Origin of the sequence: Nocardia puris (genome assembly GCF_003315035.1) — a bacterium.
Classification (GTDB): Bacteria; Actinomycetota; Actinomycetes; order Mycobacteriales; family Mycobacteriaceae; genus Nocardia; species Nocardia puris.
The window spans coordinates 175,616-196,365 of sequence record NZ_QNRE01000010.1; the positions used below are offsets into that span (position 1 = coordinate 175,616).

A 20,750-nucleotide genomic window follows, 5' to 3' on the forward strand; every position below is an offset into this window, starting at 1 on the left:
CATGGGGTTCATGACCGAGACGCATGCCGAACCGACCCTCGTGCTCGACCAACCCGACGCCCCGCCGGGCCCGGCGGGGCGCTCGCCGCTGCGCGCGGTGCTGCGCGCGCCGATCGAGGCCAGGACCTGGAAGGAACTGGCGTACCTGATCGCGGTGTGCGTGCTCGGCGGGGTCGCGATCAGCTACCTGTTCTTCGGGTTCGGCGGCAGTCTCTACCTCTCGATCTTCCTGGTCGGCATCCCGATCCTGGCGCTGGTGCTGCTCGGGGCGCGCCTGTCGGGCTACGTGTATCGCGCGCTGTGCCGCGATCTGCTCGGCACCCCGGTCGACGCGCCGCCGCCGTTCCAGCCGCCGCGCGGCTTCTTCGGATTCCTGCGCGGTGCGTTCACCGACCGGCCCAGCTGGCGGGCGGTGCTGTTCCTGCTCGTGCAGTCGGTGCTCGGGCTGATGGCCGGATACGTCGTGCTCGTCGTCATCGCGATGACGGTGTTCCTGGCCATCTCCCCGATCCCGTGGGCGGTGTTCCGGCCCACCAACGTCGACGCGAGCGGCGTGGAGCGGCAGTCGCTCATGCAGTTCGGCGAGTTCTACATCGACACCTGGCCGCGGGTGCTCGGGCTCGCCGCGCTCGGCGTGCTCGGGTGCTTCGCGCTGCCGTGGCTGGTGCGCGGCGTCTGCCACATGCACCGGTGGCTGACGGTGCAGCTGCTCGGCGCCACCCCGCGCGACCGCCAGCTCGTCGAGTTGCGGGAGAGCAGGCGCGCCGCCGTCGACGATTCGGCCGCCACGCTGCGCCGCGTCGAACGCGACCTGCACGACGGCACCCAGGCCCGACTGGTCACCATCGCGATGGCGCTCGGGCGCGCCGAGGAGCGCATCGCCGCCGGTGGCGACCCCAGCGACCTCATCGCCGACGCGCACGCCAGCTCCAAGGAAGCGCTCACCGAGCTGCGCGAACTCGTGCGCGGCATCCACCCGCCCGCCCTGGAACTGGGGCTCGGCCCCGCGTTGGAGACGCTGGCGGCACGCTGCGCGATCCCCGTGGAGCTGCGGGTGCACCTGCCGCGGCGGCCGAACCCGGCCGTGGAGGCGATCGCCTACTTCTCCGTCGCCGAACTGCTCACCAACGTGGTGAAGCACGCGCACGCCGAACGGGCCTGGGTGTCGGTGATGCCCGACAGCCAGCGCACCATCCGGGTGACCGTGCGCGACAACGGAGTGGGCGGGGTGCTCCAGCCCGCCGAGGGCGCGCCCGTCGCGGGCAGCGGGCTGGCCGGGCTCGCGGCGCGGGCGCGCGCCGTGGACGGCACCCTGACGGTGGACAGCCCGCCCGGCGGACCGACCGTGGTGACGATGCTGCTGCCGGTCGAGGACCTGCGATGAGCACGCCGCTGCGGATCGTCATCGCCGAGGACAGCGCGATCCTGCGCGACGGGCTGGCCGGGCTGCTCACCGAGCGCGGGCACGAGGTGGTGGCGATGGTGGGCGACGCGTCCACCCTGGCCGATGTGGTGGCGGCGCACAATCCCGACGTGGCGGTGGTGGACGTGCGGATGCCCCCCTCGTTCACCGACGAGGGGCTGCTCGCCGCCATCGAACTGCGCCGCAAGTTCCCCATGACCGGGGTGCTGGTGTTCTCGCAGTGGATCGAAACCCGGTACGCGACAGAACTTCTCGCCGGCGGCGCGAGTGGGGTCGGCTACCTGCTCAAGGACCGGGTGGCCGACGTGCGCGAGTTCGTCGACGCGCTGGGCCGCGTCGCCACCGGCGGCACCGCCCTCGACCCGGAAGTGGTGAGTCAGCTGATGGGTGCCGCACGCCAACAGGATTCGCTGGCCCGCCTCACCCCGCGCGAGCGCGAGGTGCTCGAACTCATGGCGCAGGGGTTGTCCAACGGGGCGATCGCCGAAGCGCTCACCGTGACCGAGCGGGCGGTGGAGAAGCACATCGGCAACATCTTCACCAAACTCGATCTGCCGCCGTCGGACACCCACCACCGGCGGGTGCTGGCGGTGCTGCGGTTGAAGGGGTAGGGATCGGCGCGAAGGCCGGTTCATCCACCCGGAATCGGCCTATCCTGGAGGGATAAGGGCGGGTCAGGGGGTGGAGGCTGCCATGGATCACGCACGGATTCTGCGCACGGTGCTCGGCGTCACCGCCGGATACCTGATCCTGCTCGGCCTGTGGCTCGGCTGGCTCGTGCACCACACCCCGCCCGGCACCGTCCCGTATCAGATCGTGGCGCTGGTCGGCCTGTTCGGCTCCTGCGTCGGCCTCGGCATGCTGCTCGCCGCCCGCCCCTCCCGCGCCGACCGCAAACTCTGGCGCCACGGCCTCGAAGGATGGGCCACCATCGAAGGCGTCCACCCTCTCGCCCGCACCGACCACTACACCGAACTCACCGAACTGGACCTCGAACTCACCGTCCCCGGCTCCGAAACCTACCGCGGCACAATAGTCTTCGACGTCACCCCCGCCGACAAACCCAAGCTCTCCCCCGGCGAAACCATCTCCATCCGAGTAGACCCGGAGAACCGCGACCGCATAATCCTGGTCCTGTAGGTGCCACCGCTCGCGGGCCGAGACTCAATCCGAGTGGAAGTGCGACTCACGAGCGAGGTCCGGGCGCCCCTCGGCGCGGCGTTCGGCCAGCTTTCGCCCGCGCTCGATCACCCCGGCCGCGCGCAGCGCGAACCAGGCGGTCACCGACTCCCAGCGCCGCTCGGCGCGGCCCGTCTCGTGGAGCAGCCAGAGCGGCGGGTCGGCGCGCAGCAGGTCGCCGCCGTCCACTACGACGTAGCTGTACGCCCCGGCCTCCGCGATCACCAGCAGATCGGCGGGGGCACGCAGCGGGACGGTCTCGGCATCGTCGAAACAGCCCAGGGCGTCACGCTTGGTCGCGGCGTCGACCATCCGCACACCGAAAGATGTTCCGGAGAACCAGATTCCCGGGTCCTCCCCGATCAACCGCAGCACTTCACGAACAGCCGCGGGAACCGTCTCGACGCCTTGCTCGGCTGCCCATCGGTCGATCTGCGCGTCTGTGGCTCCGGTCGCCGAATCCGGGTTCCATCCCCGCGCGACCACCTGGTCGCGGGACCGGCGGATGGCGGCGGCGGCGCGATCGTCCGCTGGTGACGTCACGGGTCCGTCCGGACCTACTTTTCGTGGGCTCGGGGGTCGGTGAGGAGGTACTGGGCGGCGGCGTAAGTGGCCAGGATGATGCCCTCGGTGGTGCGGCGGGCGCGGGGGGAGCTGGCGAAGATGCGGCGGAGCACGATCAGGCCGTCGGAGAGGGTGAAGAGGAGGGCGCCGAGGCCGAGGCGGGAGCGGGGGTCGGGGCCCGGGATATTCAGGCCCGCAAGATTTTTCGCACCGGGGGCCAGGGCCGGGTCGGAGGCGAGGGTGGCCGCCGTGCCGAGGGTGGCGCCGTAGGCGGTGAGGGGCGCGGCGACGGTGGGGGCCTTGACACGCATCAGCGCGGCCGCGCCCAGCCAGGCCGCGAGGCGCTGGCCGGCGATGGCCGCGCGGGGCCGGGCGCCGCGCCGCCACCACAGCACGGAGTAACCCGCCTGCATGACGGCGAACGACGACGCGCCCGCGATCAGCCTGCGATCGTCGTCGGGATCGATGAGCAGCACGTCACCGAGGGTGGCCGCACCGAGCGAACCGAGCAGCACGGTGCGGTCGACGGGGTCGAGCGCCACCTCCGAGGTCGCCACGTCGGCGGCCAGCAGCGGCATCATGAGCGGCTTGGCCACCCACTGGAGCTTGTCGCGACCGGTGACGGCGCCGAACACCGTCACCGCCGCCGCGCCGACGAACGCCGCGCGAAAGGGCCTCGCCATAGTCAGAAACTGGCCTCGGCCGGCTTCGGGGGCAGGGTCACGACCTGGCCGGCGTAACTCAGGCCCGCGCCGAACCCGAGCAGCAACGCCAGTTGCCCGCCCTTGGCCTTACCCGTCACCAGCATCTCCTCCATCGCCAGCGGAATGGACGCGGCGGAGGTGTTGCCGGTGTTCTCGATGTCGTTGGCCATCGGGATCTCGTCGGCCAGCCCGAGGTTCTTCTTCATCAGCTCGTTGATGCGGGCGTTGGCCTGGTGCGGGATGAACACCTCGATATCGTCCTTGGACACCCCCGACACCTCCAGCGCCGAGGCCAGCGCGCGCGGCAGAGTGACGGCGGCCCAACGGAATACGCGCGGCCCCTCCATGCGCAGCGACATCCGGCCGACCGGCTCCACCGCCGGGTCGGTGCCCTGCAACCGCTGTGCCTTGTTCATGTACTCGAGGAAGTCGACGTCCTGGGCGATCGCTTCGGCGTTCTCGCCGTCGCTGCCCCACACCGTCGGGGAGATGCCGTTCTCCTCGCTCGGCCCGACCACCACCGCGCCCGCGCCGTCACCGAAGATCATCGCGGTGCCGCGGTCGGTGGGGTCCAGGCCCACGGTCATCGTCTCGGCGCCGATGACCAGCACGTAGTCGGCCGAGCCCGCGCGGATCAGGTCGGCGGCCACGCCCAGCCCGTAGCCGAAGCCACCGCAGCCGGAGGTGAGGTCGAAGGCGGGGATGCCGTTCATGCCCAGGTCGGAGGCCACGGTCGGCGCGCCGTGCGGGGTGAGCTTGAGCCAGCTCGAGGTACACAGGATGAGCGCGCCGATCTTGGCGCGGTCGATGCCGGTATTGGTGAGCGCGCGTTCGCCCGCGCCCGCGGCGATGGAGCGCAGGGTCTCGTCGCCGCTGATCCAGCGCCGGTTGCGGACGCCGGTGCGCTCGAAGATCCACTGGTCGGTGGAGTCCAGGACCTCGCACACCTCGTCATTGCTGACGATGCGCTGGGGTCGGTAGGCACCGATTCCGAGCATCGCAACATTCTGGCGACTCTTGTTTACCGCAATGCTCACCACTGGTGACTCACACGTCCTTCACCGTCCGGACAAACTTGAACAGCGTCCAGGCTATCCCAGGGCCAAATCCTTCAGGCCGAGGATGGATCGATATTCCAATCCCTCGGCGGCGATCACCTGATCGGCCCCGGTCTCCCGGTCCACGACGGTGGCCACGCCCACCACGGTGGCACCGGCGTCCCGCAGCGCGCGCACGGCCGTGAGCGGGGAGTTTCCGGTGGTGGTGGTGTCCTCGACGACGAGCACGCGCTTGCCGACGATGTCGGGGCCCTCGATCTGGCGCTGCATGCCGTGGGTCTTGGCGGCCTTGCGCACCACGAACGCGTCGATCGGGCGGCCCGGCGCGTGCATGACGGCCAGCGCGACGGGGTCGGCGCCCATGGTGAGACCACCGACGGCGTCGAAGTCCCAGTCGGCGACGAGTTCGCGCAGCAGTTTGCCGATCAGTGGCCCGGCCCGGTGGTGCAGGGTCGCGCGGCGCAGGTCCACGTAGTAGTCGGCCTCCTTGCCGGACGACAGCGTCACCTTGCCGTGCACCACGGCCAGCTCGCGCACCAGCGCGGCCAATCTGTCGCGGTCGGCGCCGCCCCCGTGCTCGGTGTCACCGTGCACCGCACTCGCCTGGTCGATCATGTCTAAGTCCTTCCGCGTGAATTGAACAAGCCCCGATTCATTCGGACCTGCAGGGTTCGCGGGATGAGTCCGGCCGCGGTGGTGATCGCCTTGTACTGCACGCCGGGCACGCTGACGACCCGGTTCTTCTCGAGATCACGCAGCGAACCGGCGACGACCTGTTCGACGGACAGCCACAGCGGCGCGGGCAGCGAGGACATCTCGATACCCGCGCGGTCGTGGAATTCCGTGCGGACGAATCCGGGGCACAGCGCCTGGATACGGACACCGGTTCCGGCCAGGCCGCCCGCCAACCCTTCCGTGAAGGATACGACGTAGGCCTTGGAGGCCGAATAGGTCGAGCCCCGCCCCGGCACGAGTCCGGCGACGCTGGCCACATTGACGATGGTGCCCTTGGCCGCGGCGATCATGGACGGCAGCGCGGCGTGGGTGAGTTCCAGCACGGCGCCGACGTTGAGGTCGAGCTGGGCGCGCACCCGGTCGAAGGGCAGCTCCCAGAACTCGCCTTTGAGCCCGATTCCCGCGTTATTGACGAGGAAATCGACGCCCTCGGCGGCCCGCGCCGCGACGTGTTCGCGATCCGCGTCGACCGTGAGGTCGGCGGTCAGCACCTGCGAGCGGGTATCGAATTTGCGGGCCACCTCGGCGGCGAACGCGGCCAGGCGATCGGCGTCCCTGGCGACGAGCACCAGGTCGTAGCCGAGCGCGGCCAGGCGCTGGGCGTAGGCCTGGCCGATGCCGGAGGTGGGACCCGTGACGAGGGCCACGGGGCGGGTGGCGCCGGGCAGGCGCGCGGGGGCGGAACCATCGGTCATGACGACGCGAATCCCCTCGGGTGGGTCACTTGGGCACGGGGCCCTGGTACGGGCGGAAGCCCGGGTGGAAGGGTCCGCCCGGACGGTCGGGCGTGCTCTCCGGAGCGCGCGCGGGGTCCTCGTCGAGGTCCCACTCACCGCGCGGCAGCGGGTCCTCGTCCTCGCGGCGCTGCTCGTCGCGGGACTTGGCGTCGGGGACGACCGCGAGGGAGGGGCGGCGCGCGGGTTCGGCGGCGGGTTCCTTGCGCAGCGGGGCGGGCTCGGCGGGCTCATCGTAGCCCTCGTCCTCGAACAAGGCTTCGTCGTCGTAGTCCGGCTCGTCGTCGTAGGCGCGATTCTCGGCGCGGTCGGCGTAGGCGCGGGGGCCGTCCGGATCGAAGTCGTCGTCGTAGTCGGGCTCGTCGTCGTAGGCGCGATTCTCGGCGCGGTCGGCGTAGGCGCGATTCTCGGCGCGGTCGGCGTAGGCGCGGGGGCCGTCCGGATCGAAGTCGTCGTCGCCGTCGAGTTCGTAGCCGCGCGGGCCGACGCCGCGGGAGGCGGGCAGGTCACTGTCCCGCTCGTCGCCTTCGGGCGGCGCGACACGTGCTGCGCCGCGCGGGGATTCGGCTTCGCGCTCCGGGGCGCGGCCGCGCGCGCGATCCTCGAAACCGCGCGGATCGGCGACGGGCGGCAGCACGTGCAGCAGACCCGAGAGGCGCAGCACCGCGTCGATGGCGCTCTCCCAATCCTTGGCCACCGTGCCGACATTCAGCATGCCGAGGGTCCAGTTACCCTCGCTCCACAGCATCTGCACGGTCTCGGGCAGCGACTCGATGAACGCGACCATGCGCTGATCCACCGCGTGCCTGGCGATCTCGGGGTTGGTGGCGAAGACCACGCGGTCGCCGATGGCGCCGAGCAGCTCCAGGTCGGCGTCCTTGGGCGGCGAGGCGGTCTTGAGCCGCATGTCGACGTCGATGTCCGAACCGATCTGGCGGCGCACCGCGACCAGCGTGGCCGCGTCCTCCAGATCGAAGAGCACGAACTTCTCGCCCTTGCGGATACCGGAGACCACGTCCACCGCGGACAGGTAACCGAGCTTGGCCAGCGCGCCGCGTCGCCACGTCGACGGGAGCGCCGGTTCCACCGACACATAGGTGTATCCCTGTGCCTTCGCCCAGACCTGGCGCGCGTGACCGGTCCGCTGCCGTTGGACCCGATCGAAATACAGCAGCACGATCGCACCCACGAGCGCGATCGCCGCCAACCCGAACCACATTGCCGTCATCAGGGTCCAGCGTAACTGGCGATGGCGGTCAATGAGCCGCGTACACGCTCAGCGTCCGCCGCCGGGCAGCGCGGTGCTGATGATGATCCGCGCGAGGATGGCGCCGTCGGCCTCCTCGTCGCCCTGCACCATCACCAGATCCCCGACGGGCAGGTCGGCGACCGACGCGCCGGACAGCGCGATCACCTGCGTCGACGCGTCGGTGCGCACCGTGACGGTGCCGCCCGACACGGTGCTGATGGTGAGCGTGCCCGCGTCGTTGGCGCTGATGGTGCCCATGGTGGCGCCGAGTCCTTCGATGCCGGGCAGGCCGGGCACACCGCTCGGCGACGGGCGGGTGGGCCGCGGATTCTCGGTGGGTGTGGGCCCGCCCGTCGGAACCGACAGGGTGGTCGTCGAACCCGCTGTCGTGGACGAATCGTTATTGCCGATCAGCAGCCCGGCCACCACACCGCCCACGGCGATGAGCGCGATCACACCTATGGCGAGCGCGATCCACAGACCCGTATTGCGTTTGGGCGGTTGTTGATCCGGTGGCTGCACCCCCGGAGGTTGCGCACCCGGCGGCACGTACTGGGGTGGTGCGCCCGCCCCCTGCGGGGCATCCTGCGCGCCCGCCCACGCCCCGTACCCGCCGTCATAGGCGCCCCACGACTGACTCTCCAGCGGCGGGAACTCCTTGGTGGCGTTGGCCGGAGGCGGGCCCCACGGTTCGTAGCGCTCGGTGGTCGGGTAACTCGTCGTCTCCCCGGCCTGGTCGAACGCGGACGCCCCCGGCGCTCCGAGATGCTCGGTCGGCGCATCCTCCGGCCGCTGTCCCCAGGGGTCCTTCGGGTTCGTCATGACTCCAGGGTAGGCCCGCCGGTCCGTCCGGCCCGGCAATCGCCGGATGCCGGGCCCGACTCGGCACGTTGTTCGCGCCACCGCACGGCCGCGCGGACACGAGACAGCGCGACCCCGACGCCCACGCCGGGCGTCGGGGTCGCGACGCACTCACTTGCCGACGATCAACCCGTCGCTCTCCAGGCTGACGCCCACCTTCACGGTGTCGCCGTCGGTGATCTCCCCGGCCAGCAATTCCTTGGCGAGGGTGTCGCCGATGGACTGCTGGATCAGCCTGCGCAGCGGCCGCGCACCGTACACCGGGTCGTAGCCGCGCACCGCCAGCCAGAACCGCGCCGAATCGCTCACGTCCAGCTTCAGCCTGCGCTGCGAGAGCCGCTTCTGGAGCTGGTCGAGCTGGATGTCGACGATCCGCTCCAGCTGCTCCTCGTCCAGCGCGTGGAACATCACCACGTCGTCGAGACGATTGAGGAACTCCGGCTTGAACGCCGAGCGCACCGCGTTCATGACGAACTCCTTGTCACCGCCCGCACCCAGGTTCGAGGTCAGGATGAGGATGGTGTTGCGGAAGTCCACCGTGCGGCCCTGGCCGTCGGTGAGCCTGCCCTCGTCCAGCACCGCGAGCAGGATGTCGAAGACGTCCGGGTGCGCCTTCTCGATCTCGTCGAACAGCACCACCGTGTACGGCCTGCGCCGCACCGCCTCGGTGAGCTGACCGCCCTGGTCGTAGCCGACGTAGCCGGGCGGCGCACCGACCAGGCGGGCCACCGCGTGCTTCTCGCTGTACTCGCTCATATCGATGCGGACCATGGCGCGCTCGTCGTCGAACAGGAAGTCCGCGAGCGCCTTGGCCAGCTCGGTCTTGCCGACGCCGGTGGGGCCGACGAACAGGAACGAGCCGGTGGGCCGGTTCGGATCGGCCACGCCCGCGCGCGCCCGGCGCACCGCGTCCGACACCGCCTGCACGGCCTCGGTCTGGCCGACCACGCGCCGGCCCAGCTCCTCCTCCATGCGCAGCAGCTTCTGGGTCTCGCCCTCCATCAGCCTGCCCACCGGGATGCCGGTCCACGCCGACACCACCTCGGCGATGTCGTCGGGGCCGACCTCCTCCTTGAGCATCACCTCGCCGTCGGCGGCCGCGCCGGAGGCCCGCTCGGCCTCGGCGAGATCCTTCTCGAGGGTGGGGATGCGGCCGTAGCGCAGCTCGGCGGCCTTGCCCAGATCGCCGTCGCGCTCGGCGCGCTCGGACTCCCCGCGCAGCGCCTCGAGCTGTTCCTTGAGCACGCGCACCTGGTCGATGGCGTTCTTCTCGTTCTGCCAGCGGGTGGTGAGCTGGTTGAGCTTCTCGCGGCTGTCGGCCAGTTCGGAGCGCAGCTTCTCCAGGCGCTGCTTGGAGGCCTCGTCGGTCTCCTTGCTCAGCGCGACCTCCTCGATCTCGAGGCGGCGCACCGCGCGCTCGACCTCGTCGATCTCCACCGGGCGCGAGTCGATCTCCATGCGCAGCCGCGAGGCCGACTCGTCCACCAGGTCGATGGCCTTGTCGGGCAGGAACCGCGAGGTGATGTAGCGATCCGACAGGGCGGCGGCGGCCACCAGCGCGGAGTCGGTGATGCGCACGCCGTGGTGCACCTCGTAGCGCTCCTTGATGCCGCGCAGGATGCCGACGGTGTCCTCCACCGAGGGCTCGCCGACCAGCACCTGCTGGAAGCGCCGCTCCAGCGCCGCGTCCTTCTCGATGTGCTGGCGGTACTCCTCCAACGTGGTCGCGCCGACCAGCCGCAGCTCGCCGCGCGCCAGCATGGGCTTGATCATGTTGCCCGCGTCCATGGCGGATTCGCCCGTGGCGCCCGCGCCGACGATGGTGTGCAGCTCGTCGATGAACGTGATGATCTGGCCCGCGCTGTTCTTGATGTCCTCCAGCACGGCCTTGAGCCGCTCCTCGAACTCGCCGCGGTACTTCGCGCCGGCCACCATCGCGCCCAGGTCGAGCGAGACGACGGACTTGCCGCGCAGCGATTCCGGGACGTCGCCCGCGACGATGCGCTGGGCCAGGCCCTCCACGATGGCGGTCTTGCCGACGCCGGGTTCGCCGATCAGCACCGGGTTGTTCTTGGTGCGGCGGCTGAGCACCTGCACCACGCGCCGGATCTCGGTGTCGCGCCCGATGACCGGGTCCAGCTTGCCCGCGCGCGCCGCCTCGGTGAGGTCGGTGGAGTACTTCTCCAGCGCCTGGTAGCTGCCCTCGGGATCGGGGCTGGTGACGCGCGCGCTGCCGCGCACGGCGGTGAACGCCTCGCGCAGCGCGTCGGCGGTCGCGCCGTACTTGGTGAGCAGCATCGTCACGTCCGAATCGCCCTGGGCGAGACCGACGACGACGTGCTCGGTCGAGACGTATTCGTCCCCCAGTTCGGTGGCCTGCCGCTGCGCCGCGGTGATGGCGGCCAGCGCCTCGCGGCCGAGTTGGGGAGTGGTGGTCGCACCGGTCGCGCGCGGCAGCCGGTCGACGATGTCCTGTGCCTCGCGCCGGACGGCGGCGGGGTCCACGCCGACGGCCTTGAGCAGCGGGGCGGCGATCCCGTCGGTCTGATCCAGCAACGCCACCAGCAAGTGCGCCGGGCGAATCTCCGGATTGCCCGCGGCGGAGGCCGCCTGCAGGGCCGCGGTCAGGGCCGCCTGGGTCTTGGTGGTGGGATTGAACGAGTCCACGCGTCACCTTCCTACTTGTCGTGTCCGCAGCGTCGAGTGCCCTTTCCCGCACGCGCGGGCTCGCGCTGTTCTCTGGGTTCAACGTCGGAGAGGTTGAGTCTGTTCCGCTCAACTTTGAAAAAGTTTCGCGCGGATCCACCGGTCGCGTCAACGCTACGCCGCGCCGCCCCCGGATGCGATGAATCACACCGTGCGTGGTGTAGGGATGACTACGGGCAACCCGCCGCTTCCGGCGCGCGCGGCAAGACAGTCCCGGTGATCTGCGAACGGAGCACGAAATGACCACTCGGCAGCCCGAATTCGGCCTCTTCCTGATCCCGGAGGCCGACAACTACGCCGGACTCACCGACCTGGCCGCCTACGCCGACACCCACGGGCTCGACCTCATCGGCATCCAGGACCACCCCTATCAGCGCCGCTTCTTCGACACCTGGACCCTGATCACCGCGCTCGCCGTGCGCACCACCCGGCTCGCGTTCTTCCCCGACGTCGCCAACCTGCCGCTGCGCAATCCGGCCGTGCTGGCCAAATCGGTTGCCTCCCTGGACATCATCACCGGCGGACGCGTCCACCTCGGGCTCGGCGCCGGCGCGTTCTGGGACGCGATCGCCGGGATGGGCGGGGCGCGGCTCTCGGGCGGCGAGGCGTTGCGGGCGACCGGCGAGGCGATCGAGATCATCCGGGCCATGTGGTCCGACGAGCGCACCGCGCGGGTGCCGGGCGAGTTCCATCGCCTCGTCGGGATCCACCCCGGCCCCGCGCCCGCCCACGCCCCCGGCATCTGGCTCGGCGCGAGCGGCCCGCGCATGCTGGCGCTGACCGGCGCGCGGGCCGACGGCTGGCTGCCCTCCTCGTCGTGGGCGACGCCGGAGTTCCTCACCGAGGCGGGCGCGCGGATCGACGACGCGGCCGCGGCGGCGGGGCGCGACCCGTCGGCGGTGCGGCGCCTCTACAACGTCTCGGGCACGATCACCGACGGCGCGGACGGCGGCTTCCTGGCCGGTCCCGTCGAGCGGTGGGTCGATGACCTCACCGCCCTGCACCTGGAGCGACGGGTGGACGGCTTCGTCTTCTGGCCCAGCGAGGGCGACGCGGCCGCACAGGTCCGCCGCTACACCGAGCAGGTCGTGCCCGCGGTTCGCGCGGCCGTTGCCCGCTGACCGGGCACATCGGGTCGTCGCGGCGGCGTCGCGCCGCTATCCTGGACAGCGGCCCAGACCCATGGGCCGAGCGCAGCGACGGTGCCGTCGGCGCGTCGACGCCATGAGCCCGTCGTGTTGGACCTCCGCAGGCAGTGAAATAGCCGAGCGATAGCTCTCGGCGGGCTCGGTACGTGCTGCGCATCCCGACACGGCCACGGACTTTTCGGGGATACTTGATCCCCGAGGACCGCCGGTTTCGGGTACGTCCCTGCTGAGAAAGGAAGCTCTCGTCGTGGATGCGCGTTCGGCTGCGCTGGTCCGCGCCAACTTCCGTTCGGTGACCGAATCCCCGGGCGGACCCGAGCGGTTGATCAGTGCCTTCTACGGTCACCTGTTCGCCGAGAGCCCCCGGCTGCGCGAACTGTTCCCGCCCGCGATGGACATGCAACCCAAGCGCCTGACCACCGCCATCCAGTACGTGCTCGACCACCTCGAGGACTGGGATCGCGCGCAGCGGTTCCTGGAGCAGTTGGCCCGCGACCACCGCAAGTACGGTGTCGAGGCCCAGCACTACGACCAGGCGGGCCGGGCCATGCTCACCGCGTTCCGCGTCTACAACGGCAACGGCTGGACCCGCGAACTGGAGGAGGGCTGGCGCGATATCGCCATCCTCATCTCGGCCGCGATGGCGATCGGCGCGAACTCCGACAAGTCGCCGCCGTACTGGGAGGCCACCGTGGTCGGTCACCGCAAGGTGCTCGACGACCTGGCCATCGTGCGCCTGCAATCGGACACCCCGGTGCCGTATCAGGCCGGGCAATACGTGCCGGTGGCGATTCCGCAGCGGCCCAAGATGTGGCGGTACCTCTCGCCGGCGATTCCCTCGAATCCCTACGGGGAGATCGAGTTCCACGTGCGCAAGGTCCGCACCGGCTGGGTGAGCCCGGCCATTGTGAACGAGACGCAGGTGGGCGACCGCTGGCAGATCGGCGGACCGCTGGGCGGCCTGCACGTGGATCGCGAATCGGGCCGCGACGTGCTGCTGATCGGCGCGGGCACCGGTATCGCGCCGCTGCGCGCCCAGCTGATCGAGATGAGCCAGCGCGGGGTGAACCCGCGCGTGCACTTCTTCATCGGCGGCCGCTATCCCTGCGACCTGTACGACGTGGAGAACATGTGGCAGCTCTCGCAGAGCAACCCGTGGCTCACCGTGGTGCCGGTGTGCGAGCAGAAGACCAACCCGTGGTGGTACCCCCACCCGCCCGCCGACGCCCCCTACGGCATGCACCGCCGCCTCATCGGCAACCTCGGCGCCGTCGTCGCCAGCTTCGGCTCCTGGTCCGACCGCCAGATCCAGATAGCCGGCTCGGCCCGCATGATCGCCGACACCAAACGCGCCCTCATCGCCGTCGGCGCACCGGAACACATCATCGCCAGCGACCCGGTGTGATGTGCCCACTCGGCCCGGCTCAGCCCTCACCTGCACGCACGATCCGCACTCTCCCAACCACATCGGGGAGGGAGCCCGACGACCGACCGTTCGCGGCCGTCTCGCGGCCCAGCGCTCGAAGCGCATGCGCGCAGCGCGAGTCTCGAGCGCTGGGCCGCGAGACATCAAGGGCCGCGAACACGCGCGCACCAGCGCGCCAACAAACACAGCCCGTACACCCATTTCGGGCTCGCCCCAACCATGACACACCCGCCTCGAAGACAGGACTCTCCTGAATGACGGACCCCCAGCATCTCGGTAACGGTGTGGCGCAACAGGAATGGACCGCGACCGTCGTCGGCCACCATCGCCTGCGTCACGACGTGGCGGTGATCCGCCTGATCGGGGAGTTCGTGCCGTTCGTCGCCGGGCAGTCGGTGGAGATCCGCACGCAGCGCCATCCCGGGGTGCGGCGCAGGCTCTCCCCCGCGCTGCCGCCGTCGCTGGACGGGAAGCTGGAGTTCCACGTGCGGGCGGTGCCGGGTGGGTGGCTGAGCGGGTCGCTGGTGGCCGACACGGAGGCGGGTGAGGAGTGGTTGATCTCCGCGCCGCAGGGGTCGTTCGCGGTGGATCCGGAGGGCGGCGAGGTGGTGATGATCGCGGGCGGCACCGGTCTGGCGCCGCTGCGCGCGCAGATCCTGGAGCTGGCCAGGCTGGCCGAACCGCCGCGCACCTACCTGTTCGTGGGCGGCCGCTACCCACGCGACCTGTACGCCGCCGACATGCTCTACCTGTTGGCCGAGGAGCTGGAGTGGCTCACCGTGGTGCCGGTGGTGGAGAGCCTGGAGGACCCGGACTGGCCCGACGAGTGGTTCGAGCACTCCCGGGTGGACGTGGGCTTCCCCGCCGACGAACTGCTGGAGGGCACGCTCGCCGAGGTGGTGGGCGCGCACGGTGCGTTCGCCGAGCACCAAGTGCTGGTGTGCGGGTCACCCGCCATGGTGCGGGCCACGGTGGACCGTCTGGTCGAGACCGGCACCCCGGCCGAACGCATTCAGTACGAAGGACTCTGAGCGCTCAGAACAGCGGGTCGTGGCGGATGTTCTTGGTCTGCGTGCCCGCCGCCATGAGCCGGAACTTGGTGGTCTGCACCATCGAGGGCGAGCCGACGATCTGCACGTCGCGGTCGGCCCAGGACCCGAAACTCGCCACGACCTTGCCGATCTGCCCGGTCATCCGCGGCTCCAACCCGGGCCACTGCCGGTCGACCGAGCCGGAATCGTAGTACCACCAAGGGTTCTCATCGCTCTCGCTGACCGGCGTGACGGTGAGCCACTTGTTGGCGACGGCCAGATCGCTCAGCGTCTCCAGGTCGTAGAGATCGCACGGGTGGTGCCCGCCGACGAACAGGTGCACCTTCGGGTTGGTGCGCCGCTGCGCCATCTGCATGAGTTGCGCACGCAGCGGGGCGATTCCGGTGCCGCAGCCGACCATGAGCATCTTGCGCTTGGTGTTGCGCGGCACCCCGAGCCCGCCCAGCGGCGAGCCGATGTGCCACTGGTCGCCGACACCGGTGTGCCCGACGATGGCCGGACTCACCCAGCCGCCGAGCACACCGCGCACGTGGAATTCGATCTCCCCGTTGGCATTCGCGGGCACGGCGGGCGAGAGGTAGCGCCACATCCGGGGCCGCGCGGGGATCTGCACGCTCATGTACTGGCCCGCGGCATAGGAGATGGGCTGGTCCAGTTGCAGGCGGACGATCGCCAGATTCCGCAGCACCAACCGATTTTCGACCACGGTGCCCGACCACACCGCCGGCGTGGTCTCCTTGTCGGCCGCCTCCTGCATCGTCGCGCCGATGACGGCGAGTCCCTCGTCCCAAGCCTTGCCGACCTCGTCGGTCCACATCTCGGTCCCCGCGAAGCGGCGCACCGCCTCCTTCAGCGAGGTGGCCACCGCGACGTAGTGTTCGGCCCGCACACCGTATTTGCGGTGATCGCGGCCGAGCTGGGCGAGGAACGGCAACAATTTGTTCGGTTCCTCGAGCCGGTCGAGGGCGTAGGAGATGGCCTTGACAAGACGGTCACGCTGTGAATCCATCGCCGCGGGGAAGAAGTCGCGGGTTTGCGGGTAGTCGGTGAACAGGATCGAGTAGAACGACCGCGCCAGCCTCTCCGGCCCCCCTTCTTCCGCAGCAACCGCCTTGAACGTCGTTCTGATCAAAGCGACAGTCCGCGAATCCATTTGTGTCACAACCCCATTTCGCACGAGAACACAAACCGTGCCGGCGAGTGAGGTGCTGCGGGACACTCGACAGCAGCCGATGCCCACTGAGTGTAGGCGAGGTTTGCCGGGTACGGAATGATCCGTCCGAAACACACACGTGTAATTCCCCTGAACCAAGAAGCCCGCGCGCAAAATCGCCGAATAACAGACCGAAAGACCGTTCAGGAGCAATGAATTCGATCACAGATACACCAAATGCGCGCGATCCACTTTGCAAGACTCACCTGGTCAAGCCACCTAGAGCGACCCTGTGGCTACCCTCACGAGCCGCCGACCACGGCCGATGGGCAACCTCCGCGCATTCCGCGCGGAATCCGAAAATACCGACCGGTCCGCTGAATTCATGCCGACAGGCAAAGGCAGCTCGACGGAATTCCCTGCGCGCCAGCAAACTTGAACACTGTTCCAGCAAACCCCGCACCGGCCGGAAAGGACAATCGGGCCCCGCCGCTTCCGAATTCCGGAGAGTTCGAAAGAAACGGGGCCCGATCGGCATTCGTTCAGCGCTGGTTGCGCGGCTTCCACACCACCAGCGCGGTACTGCGTTGCGGCGGCGAGAGATCCGGGCGGTAGCCCGCCCGCAGCCGCTCCAGTTCGGCGCGCGTCTCGGCGAGTTGTTCGCGCAACTCCTCGACCTGATTGGTCAATTCGATGATGCGCTTGATCCCCGCCAGATTGACGCCCTCGTCCTGGGAAAGCCGCTGCACCTCGCGCAGCAGCTCCACATCCCTGGCCGAATACCGGCGACCCCCACCCGAAGTGCGTTGCGGCGTCACCAGACCGAGACGGTCGTAGGTGCGCAGCGTCTGCGCGTGCATACCGGCCAGCTGCGCCGCCACCGAGATCATGAAGAACTCGGTGCGCGACGCACCCGCCGACGCCTTCTTCGGATCAGTGGTCATCACGCACCCGCCCATCCCGCACGTGGATCGAACCCGCCGGCCCGTTCCGCCTCCTGATAGCGCTTCAGCGCCTCGGTGGCGTCGGGGTCCAGCTGTTGCGGCACCGCGACCTTGACCGTGACCAGCAGGTCACCGGCCCCGCCGCCGCGCTTGGGCACACCGCGCCCGCGCACCCGCAGGATCCGCCCGTCGGCGGTGCCGGGCGGCACCTTCACCCCGACGCGGCCCTCCAGCGTCGGCACGGAAACCGTTGTGCCGAGCACCAGTTCACTGTAACTGACCGGCAGCACCAGGGTCAGGTCGTCGCCGTTGCGGCCGAACACCTTGTCCTGGCTGACGTGCACCGTCACGTACAGATCGCCCGAGGGCGCGCCGCGCAGGCCCGCCTCGCCCTGCCCGGCCAACCGGATCCGCTGGCCGTCGCTGACGCCCGGCGGGATGCGCACCGTGATGGTGCGGGTCCGGTTCTGGATACCGCTGCCGTGGCAGTCGACGCACGGGTCGTCGATGATCGAGCCCGAACCGCGGCACTCGTCGCAGGGTTCGCTGAACCCGAACGCGCCCTGGTTGCGGCTGACCACGCCGGCCCCGTTGCAGATGGGGCACACCCGGGGACTGGTCCCCGGCTTGGCGCCGCTGCCGTGACACGTGGTGCACGGCGACGGACTGGTCATCCGCAGCGGAACGGTCACACCCTGGGCGGCCTCGCGGAACCCGAGGGTCGTCTCGGTCTCCACATCGGCGCCGCGCCGCGGACGGCTCGTGGTGCGCGTGCCGCCCCGGTTGAACAGCCCGCCCAGCAGATCGCCGAGCCCGCCGTCACCGGCCGAGGCGCCACCGAAGATGTCGCCGATATTGAAGTCCTGCGAGAACCCGCCGCCCGCACCGGGACTGAACCCGCCGCGTGGGTAGCCGCCGCCGGCGAAGAGCCTGCGGGTCTCGTCGTACTCCTTGCGCTTGGCCGGGTCCGACAGCACGGCGTGCGCCTCGCTGACGGTCTTGAACCGCTCCTCGGCCTTGGTGTCGCCGGGGTTGGCGTCGGGGTGCAGGTCACGAGCGAGCTTGCGGTAGGCCTTCTTGATCTCGTCCTGCGAGGCGCCGGAGGAGACACCCAGCTCCTTGTAGAAGTCCTTTTCGATCCACTCCCGTTGGCTCACCGGGTCTCTCCTCCTCTCGCGTGATCAGTGACTGTCAGCACTGGCATCAGCGTCCGATGCCTCTGTCTCGGCCGTCTCCGGCGTCTCGGCCAGGTCGGCGACGCCGTCGGTGACGCCGACCAGCGCGTGCCGCAGCACCCGGTCACCGAAGCGGTAACCCTTGCGCATCACCACGCCGAGCACCGGGTCGTGCCCGGAGCCCTCGTGCTGCACGGCCTCGTGCAGGGTCGGGTCGAAGGGCTCGCCCTCCGCGCCGAACTCCTCGAGGCCCTGCTTGCGCAGCGCGTCGACCAGCTTGTCCGCCACCGACTTCAGCGGCCCGGACTCCAGGTCGCCGTGCGCCTTGGCCCGGTCCAGATCATCGAGCACGCCCAGCAGTTCGGTGACCACCGCCGCCTTGGCCGCGTCCACGGCGGCCTTGCGATCGCGTTCCACCCGCTTGCGGTAGTTCGCGTACTCGGCGGTCAGCCGCTGCAGATCGGCGGTGCGCTCGGCGAGTTCACGACCACCGTCGCCGGTGACGGGCGCCGCCTCGGGGGCGGTGCCGTTGCCGCCCTCGGGCGCGGCGTCCTCGGCCGCGCCCTCGCGGACCTCACCGGTTTCGGGGTCGATCTTGCGCTTGTCGACCACCGAGATCGGCTCCTGCTCGGAGGCGTGCTGCTCCGAATTCCCCTGCGTCACTTCTTCTCCGTGTCCACCGGCTCGTCCACGACCTCGGCGTCGACGACCTGGTCGTCATCGGCGGCCGAGCTCGACGCGCCGTTGCCGGACGCGGCCTGCTCGGCGGCCGAGGCCTCGTAGATGGCCTGGCCCAGCGCCTGCGACTCGGTCGCCAGCTTCTCCACCGCGGCCTTGACGGCGGCGATGTCGGTGCCCTCGAGCGCCTCGTTCGCCTCGGCGATGGCCGCCTCGACCTTGGACTTCACGTCCGCCGGCACCTTGTCCTCGTTGTCCTTGATGAACTTCTCGGTCTGGTGCACCAGCGACTCGGCCTGGTTGCGGGTCTCGGCCTCTTCCCGGCGGGCCTTGTCCTCGGCGGCGTGCGCCTCGGCGTCCTTGACCATCCGGTCGATCTCCTCCTTGGACAGGCCGGAGCCGTCCTGGATCTTGATCGTGTTCTCCTTGCCGGTGCCCTTGTCCTTCGCGGTGACGTGCACGATGCCGTTGGCGTCGATGTCGAAGGTGACCTCGATCTGCGGCACGCCGCGCGGGGCCGGCGGGATGCCGGTCAGCTCGAAGGAGCCGAGCAGCTTGTTGTGCGAGGCGATCTCGCGCTCACCCTGGAAGACCTGGATCTGCACCGAGGGCTGGTTGTCGTCGGCGGTGGTGAAGGTCTCCGACCGCTTGGTGGGGATGGTGGTGTTGCGCTCGATGAGCTTGGTCATCACGCCGCCCTTGGTCTCGATGCCCAGCGAGAGCGGGGTCACGTCGAGCAGCAGGACGTCCTTGACCTCACCCTTGAGCACACCGGCCTGCAGGGCGGCGCCGACGGCGACGACCTCGTCCGGGTTCACGCCCTTGTTGGGCTCCTGGCCGCCGGTCAGTTCCTTGACCAGCTCGGAGACGGCGGGCATGCGGGTGGAGCCACCGACGAGGACCACGTGGTCGATATCGGCGACCTTGATGCCGGCGTCCTTGATGACCTGCTGGAACGGCGCACGGGTGCGGTCGAGCAGATCCGAGGTGATCTTCTGGAACTCGGCGCGGGTCAGCTGCTCGTCCAGGAACAGCGGGTTCTTGTCCGCGTCCACGGTGATGTAGGGCAGGTTGATCGAGGTCGACTGGCTCGAGGACAGTTCGATCTTGGCCTTCTCCGCCGCCTCGCGCAGGCGCTGCATGGCCATCTTGTCCTTGGTCAGGTCGATGCCCGAGCTGGCCTTGAACTTCTCCACCAGCCAGTCCACGACGCGCTGGTCCCAGTCGTCGCCGCCGAGGTGGTTGTCACCGGAGGTCGCGCGGACCTCCACGACGCCCTCGCCGATCTCGAGCAGGGACACGTCGAAGGTGCCGCCGCCGAGGTCGAAGACCAGGATGGTCTGTTCCTTGTCGCCCTTGTCCAGGCCGTAGGCCAGCGCGGCCGCGGTGGGCTCGTTGACGATGCGCAGGACGTTGAGGCCCGCGATCTGGCCGGCTTCCTTGGTGGCCTGGCGCTGCGCGTCCTCGAAGTAGGCGGGGACGGTGATGACCGCGTCGGTGATCTCCTCACCGAGGTAGGCCTCGGCGTCGCGCTTCAGCTTCATCAGCGTGCGCGCGGAGATCTCCTGCGAGGTGTACTTCTTGCCGTCGATCTCGACGGTCCAGTCCGTGCCGATGTGGCGCTTGACGGAGCGGATGGTGCGGTCGACGTTGGTGACAGCCTGGTTCTTGGCGGGCTGGCCGACCAGTACTTCGCCGTTCTTCGCGAACGCGACGATCGACGGGGTGGTGCGCGATCCCTCCGAGTTGGCGACGACGACCGGTTCGCCGCCTTCGAGAACGGCGACGACCGAGTTCGTGGTCCCGAGGTCGATTCCGACCGCACGAGCCATGGTGGTTCCTCCTAGTTGACGTACCTGTTGTGCCGGTGCCGGGCGAGACTGCCCGCCCTGCGGCCTGTTCTTTCGTTGTGCCGCGAGACCTCGCCCCGGCACCTCACGGAGCACGGTCCCAGCAACGCT

At 69.9% G+C, this 20,750-nt stretch carries 19 protein-coding genes; 6 read left to right on the forward strand and 13 right to left on the reverse strand.

Annotated elements, in window-relative coordinates:
* Positions 1-10: 10 nt before the first annotated feature.
* The 3 genes from DFR74_RS23380 to DFR74_RS23390 all read left to right on the forward strand — a co-directional run bounded on the left by DFR74_RS23380 (position 11) and on the right by DFR74_RS23390 (position 2,563).
* Positions 11-1,384, forward strand: a complete 1,374-nt coding sequence (locus DFR74_RS23380; protein ID WP_067513166.1) for a sensor histidine kinase — start codon at positions 11-13, stop codon at positions 1,382-1,384.
* A complete protein-coding gene (locus DFR74_RS23385; RefSeq protein WP_067513119.1) occupies positions 1,381-2,034 on the forward strand; it encodes a LuxR C-terminal-related transcriptional regulator in 654 nt (217 codons plus the stop codon). The genes DFR74_RS23380 and DFR74_RS23385 overlap by 4 nt, the downstream gene beginning before the upstream one ends.
* An 82-nt stretch (positions 2,035-2,116) precedes the next feature.
* Positions 2,117-2,563, forward strand: coding sequence for a DUF3592 domain-containing protein (locus tag DFR74_RS23390; protein WP_067513167.1), 447 nt, complete (start codon positions 2,117-2,119; stop codon positions 2,561-2,563).
* A gap of 24 nt (positions 2,564-2,587) precedes the next feature.
* Here the strand turns inward: DFR74_RS23390 and DFR74_RS23395 are convergent, their stop codons facing one another.
* The 8 genes from DFR74_RS23395 to clpB form a co-directional block, all read right to left on the reverse strand.
* Positions 2,588-3,145: a hypothetical protein gene (locus DFR74_RS23395; protein WP_067513121.1), complete on the reverse strand. Its 558-nt coding sequence runs from the start codon at positions 3,143-3,145 to the stop codon at positions 2,588-2,590.
* Positions 3,146-3,159: 14 nt separating this feature from the next.
* A complete protein-coding gene (locus DFR74_RS23400) occupies positions 3,160-3,849 on the reverse strand; it encodes a lysoplasmalogenase family protein (RefSeq protein WP_067513122.1) in 690 nt (229 codons plus the stop codon).
* 2 nt (positions 3,850-3,851) lie between these two features.
* Complete coding sequence (locus tag DFR74_RS23405) at positions 3,852-4,910, reverse strand: beta-ketoacyl-ACP synthase 3 (protein ID WP_067513124.1); 1,059 nt, start codon at positions 4,908-4,910, stop codon at positions 3,852-3,854.
* A gap of 51 nt (positions 4,911-4,961) precedes the next feature.
* Positions 4,962-5,543 (reverse strand): orotate phosphoribosyltransferase, encoded by a 582-nt coding sequence (pyrE, locus tag DFR74_RS23410; protein ID WP_067513127.1) that lies wholly within the window; start codon positions 5,541-5,543, stop codon positions 4,962-4,964.
* Positions 5,544-5,545: 2 nt separating this feature from the next.
* Positions 5,546-6,358, reverse strand: a complete 813-nt coding sequence (locus DFR74_RS23415; RefSeq protein WP_067513129.1) for an SDR family NAD(P)-dependent oxidoreductase — start codon at positions 6,356-6,358, stop codon at positions 5,546-5,548.
* 25 nt (positions 6,359-6,383) lie between these two features.
* Positions 6,384-7,625 carry a type III secretion system chaperone family protein gene (locus DFR74_RS36725; RefSeq protein WP_067513131.1) on the reverse strand — a complete coding sequence of 414 codons (1,242 nt, stop codon included), beginning with the start codon at positions 7,623-7,625 and terminating at the stop codon, positions 6,384-6,386.
* Positions 7,626-7,673: 48 nt separating this feature from the next.
* Positions 7,674-8,468, reverse strand: coding sequence for a DUF5666 domain-containing protein (locus tag DFR74_RS23425; protein ID WP_067513133.1), 795 nt, complete (start codon positions 8,466-8,468; stop codon positions 7,674-7,676).
* 150 nt (positions 8,469-8,618) lie between these two features.
* On the reverse strand, positions 8,619-11,174 hold the full coding sequence (clpB, locus tag DFR74_RS23430; RefSeq protein WP_067513135.1) for an ATP-dependent chaperone ClpB: 2,556 nt from the start codon (positions 11,172-11,174) through the stop codon (positions 8,619-8,621).
* A 278-nt stretch (positions 11,175-11,452) separates the two neighbouring features.
* Between clpB and DFR74_RS23435 the strand changes: the two genes are divergently transcribed.
* The 3 genes from DFR74_RS23435 to DFR74_RS23445 all read left to right on the forward strand — a co-directional run bounded on the left by DFR74_RS23435 (position 11,453) and on the right by DFR74_RS23445 (position 14,818).
* Positions 11,453-12,334, forward strand: coding sequence for an LLM class flavin-dependent oxidoreductase (locus tag DFR74_RS23435; RefSeq protein ID WP_067513138.1), 882 nt, complete (start codon positions 11,453-11,455; stop codon positions 12,332-12,334).
* Between the two features lie 274 nt (positions 12,335-12,608).
* Entirely contained in the window at positions 12,609-13,766 is a 1,158-nt protein-coding gene (locus tag DFR74_RS23440; protein WP_067513140.1) for an FAD-binding oxidoreductase, read from the forward strand.
* A 275-nt stretch (positions 13,767-14,041) separates the two neighbouring features.
* Positions 14,042-14,818 carry an FAD-binding oxidoreductase gene (locus tag DFR74_RS23445; protein ID WP_067513142.1) on the forward strand — a complete coding sequence of 259 codons (777 nt, stop codon included), beginning with the start codon at positions 14,042-14,044 and terminating at the stop codon, positions 14,816-14,818.
* 4 nt (positions 14,819-14,822) lie between these two features.
* Here DFR74_RS23445 and DFR74_RS23450 read toward each other — a convergent pair whose 3' ends face one another.
* The 5 genes from DFR74_RS23450 to dnaK all read right to left on the reverse strand — a co-directional run bounded on the left by DFR74_RS23450 (position 14,823) and on the right by dnaK (position 20,621).
* Entirely contained in the window at positions 14,823-15,992 is a 1,170-nt protein-coding gene (locus DFR74_RS23450; protein ID WP_067513144.1) for a globin domain-containing protein, read from the reverse strand.
* 542 nt (positions 15,993-16,534) lie between these two features.
* Entirely contained in the window at positions 16,535-16,936 is a 402-nt protein-coding gene (locus DFR74_RS23455) for a heat shock protein transcriptional repressor HspR (protein ID WP_067513169.1), read from the reverse strand.
* On the reverse strand, positions 16,936-18,093 hold the full coding sequence (gene dnaJ / locus DFR74_RS23460) for a molecular chaperone DnaJ (protein ID WP_067513145.1): 1,158 nt from the start codon (positions 18,091-18,093) through the stop codon (positions 16,936-16,938). The genes DFR74_RS23455 and dnaJ overlap by 1 nt, the downstream gene beginning before the upstream one ends.
* 24 nt (positions 18,094-18,117) lie before the next feature.
* Positions 18,118-18,774, reverse strand: coding sequence for a nucleotide exchange factor GrpE (grpE, locus tag DFR74_RS23465; protein ID WP_067513146.1), 657 nt, complete (start codon positions 18,772-18,774; stop codon positions 18,118-18,120).
* Positions 18,771-20,621: a molecular chaperone DnaK gene (gene dnaK, locus DFR74_RS23470; RefSeq protein WP_067513148.1), complete on the reverse strand. Its 1,851-nt coding sequence runs from the start codon at positions 20,619-20,621 to the stop codon at positions 18,771-18,773. Before dnaK ends, grpE begins: the two co-directional genes overlap by 4 nt.
* Between the last annotated feature and the right edge of the window lie 129 nt (positions 20,622-20,750).

Bases quoted from the DNA above. Each gene is read 5' to 3' on its own strand.
- DFR74_RS23455 (WP_067513169.1), bottom strand. From the start codon at position 16,936: ATGACCACTGATCCGAAGAAGGCGTCGGCGGGTGCGTCGCGCACCGAG.
- DFR74_RS23435 (WP_067513138.1), top strand. From the start codon at position 11,453: ATGACCACTCGGCAGCCCGAATTCGGCCTCTTCCTGATCCCGGAGGCC.
- dnaK (WP_067513148.1), bottom strand. From the start codon at position 20,621: ATGGCTCGTGCGGTCGGAATCGACCTCGGGACCACGAACTCGGTCGTC.
- DFR74_RS23385 (WP_067513119.1), top strand. From the start codon at position 1,381: ATGAGCACGCCGCTGCGGATCGTCATCGCCGAGGACAGCGCGATCCTG.
- DFR74_RS36725 (WP_067513131.1), bottom strand. From the start codon at position 7,625: ATGACGGCAATGTGGTTCGGGTTGGCGGCGATCGCGCTCGTGGGTGCG.
- DFR74_RS23450 (WP_067513144.1), bottom strand. From the start codon at position 15,992: ATGGATTCGCGGACTGTCGCTTTGATCAGAACGACGTTCAAGGCGGTT.
- DFR74_RS23380 (WP_067513166.1), top strand. From the start codon at position 11: ATGACCGAGACGCATGCCGAACCGACCCTCGTGCTCGACCAACCCGAC.
- DFR74_RS23390 (WP_067513167.1), top strand. From the start codon at position 2,117: ATGGATCACGCACGGATTCTGCGCACGGTGCTCGGCGTCACCGCCGGA.
- DFR74_RS23415 (WP_067513129.1), bottom strand. From the start codon at position 6,358: ATGACCGATGGTTCCGCCCCCGCGCGCCTGCCCGGCGCCACCCGCCCC.
- DFR74_RS23425 (WP_067513133.1), bottom strand. From the start codon at position 8,468: ATGACGAACCCGAAGGACCCCTGGGGACAGCGGCCGGAGGATGCGCCG.
- DFR74_RS23400 (WP_067513122.1), bottom strand. From the start codon at position 3,849: ATGGCGAGGCCCTTTCGCGCGGCGTTCGTCGGCGCGGCGGCGGTGACG.
- DFR74_RS23445 (WP_067513142.1), top strand. From the start codon at position 14,042: ATGACGGACCCCCAGCATCTCGGTAACGGTGTGGCGCAACAGGAATGG.
- pyrE (WP_067513127.1), bottom strand. From the start codon at position 5,543: ATGATCGACCAGGCGAGTGCGGTGCACGGTGACACCGAGCACGGGGGC.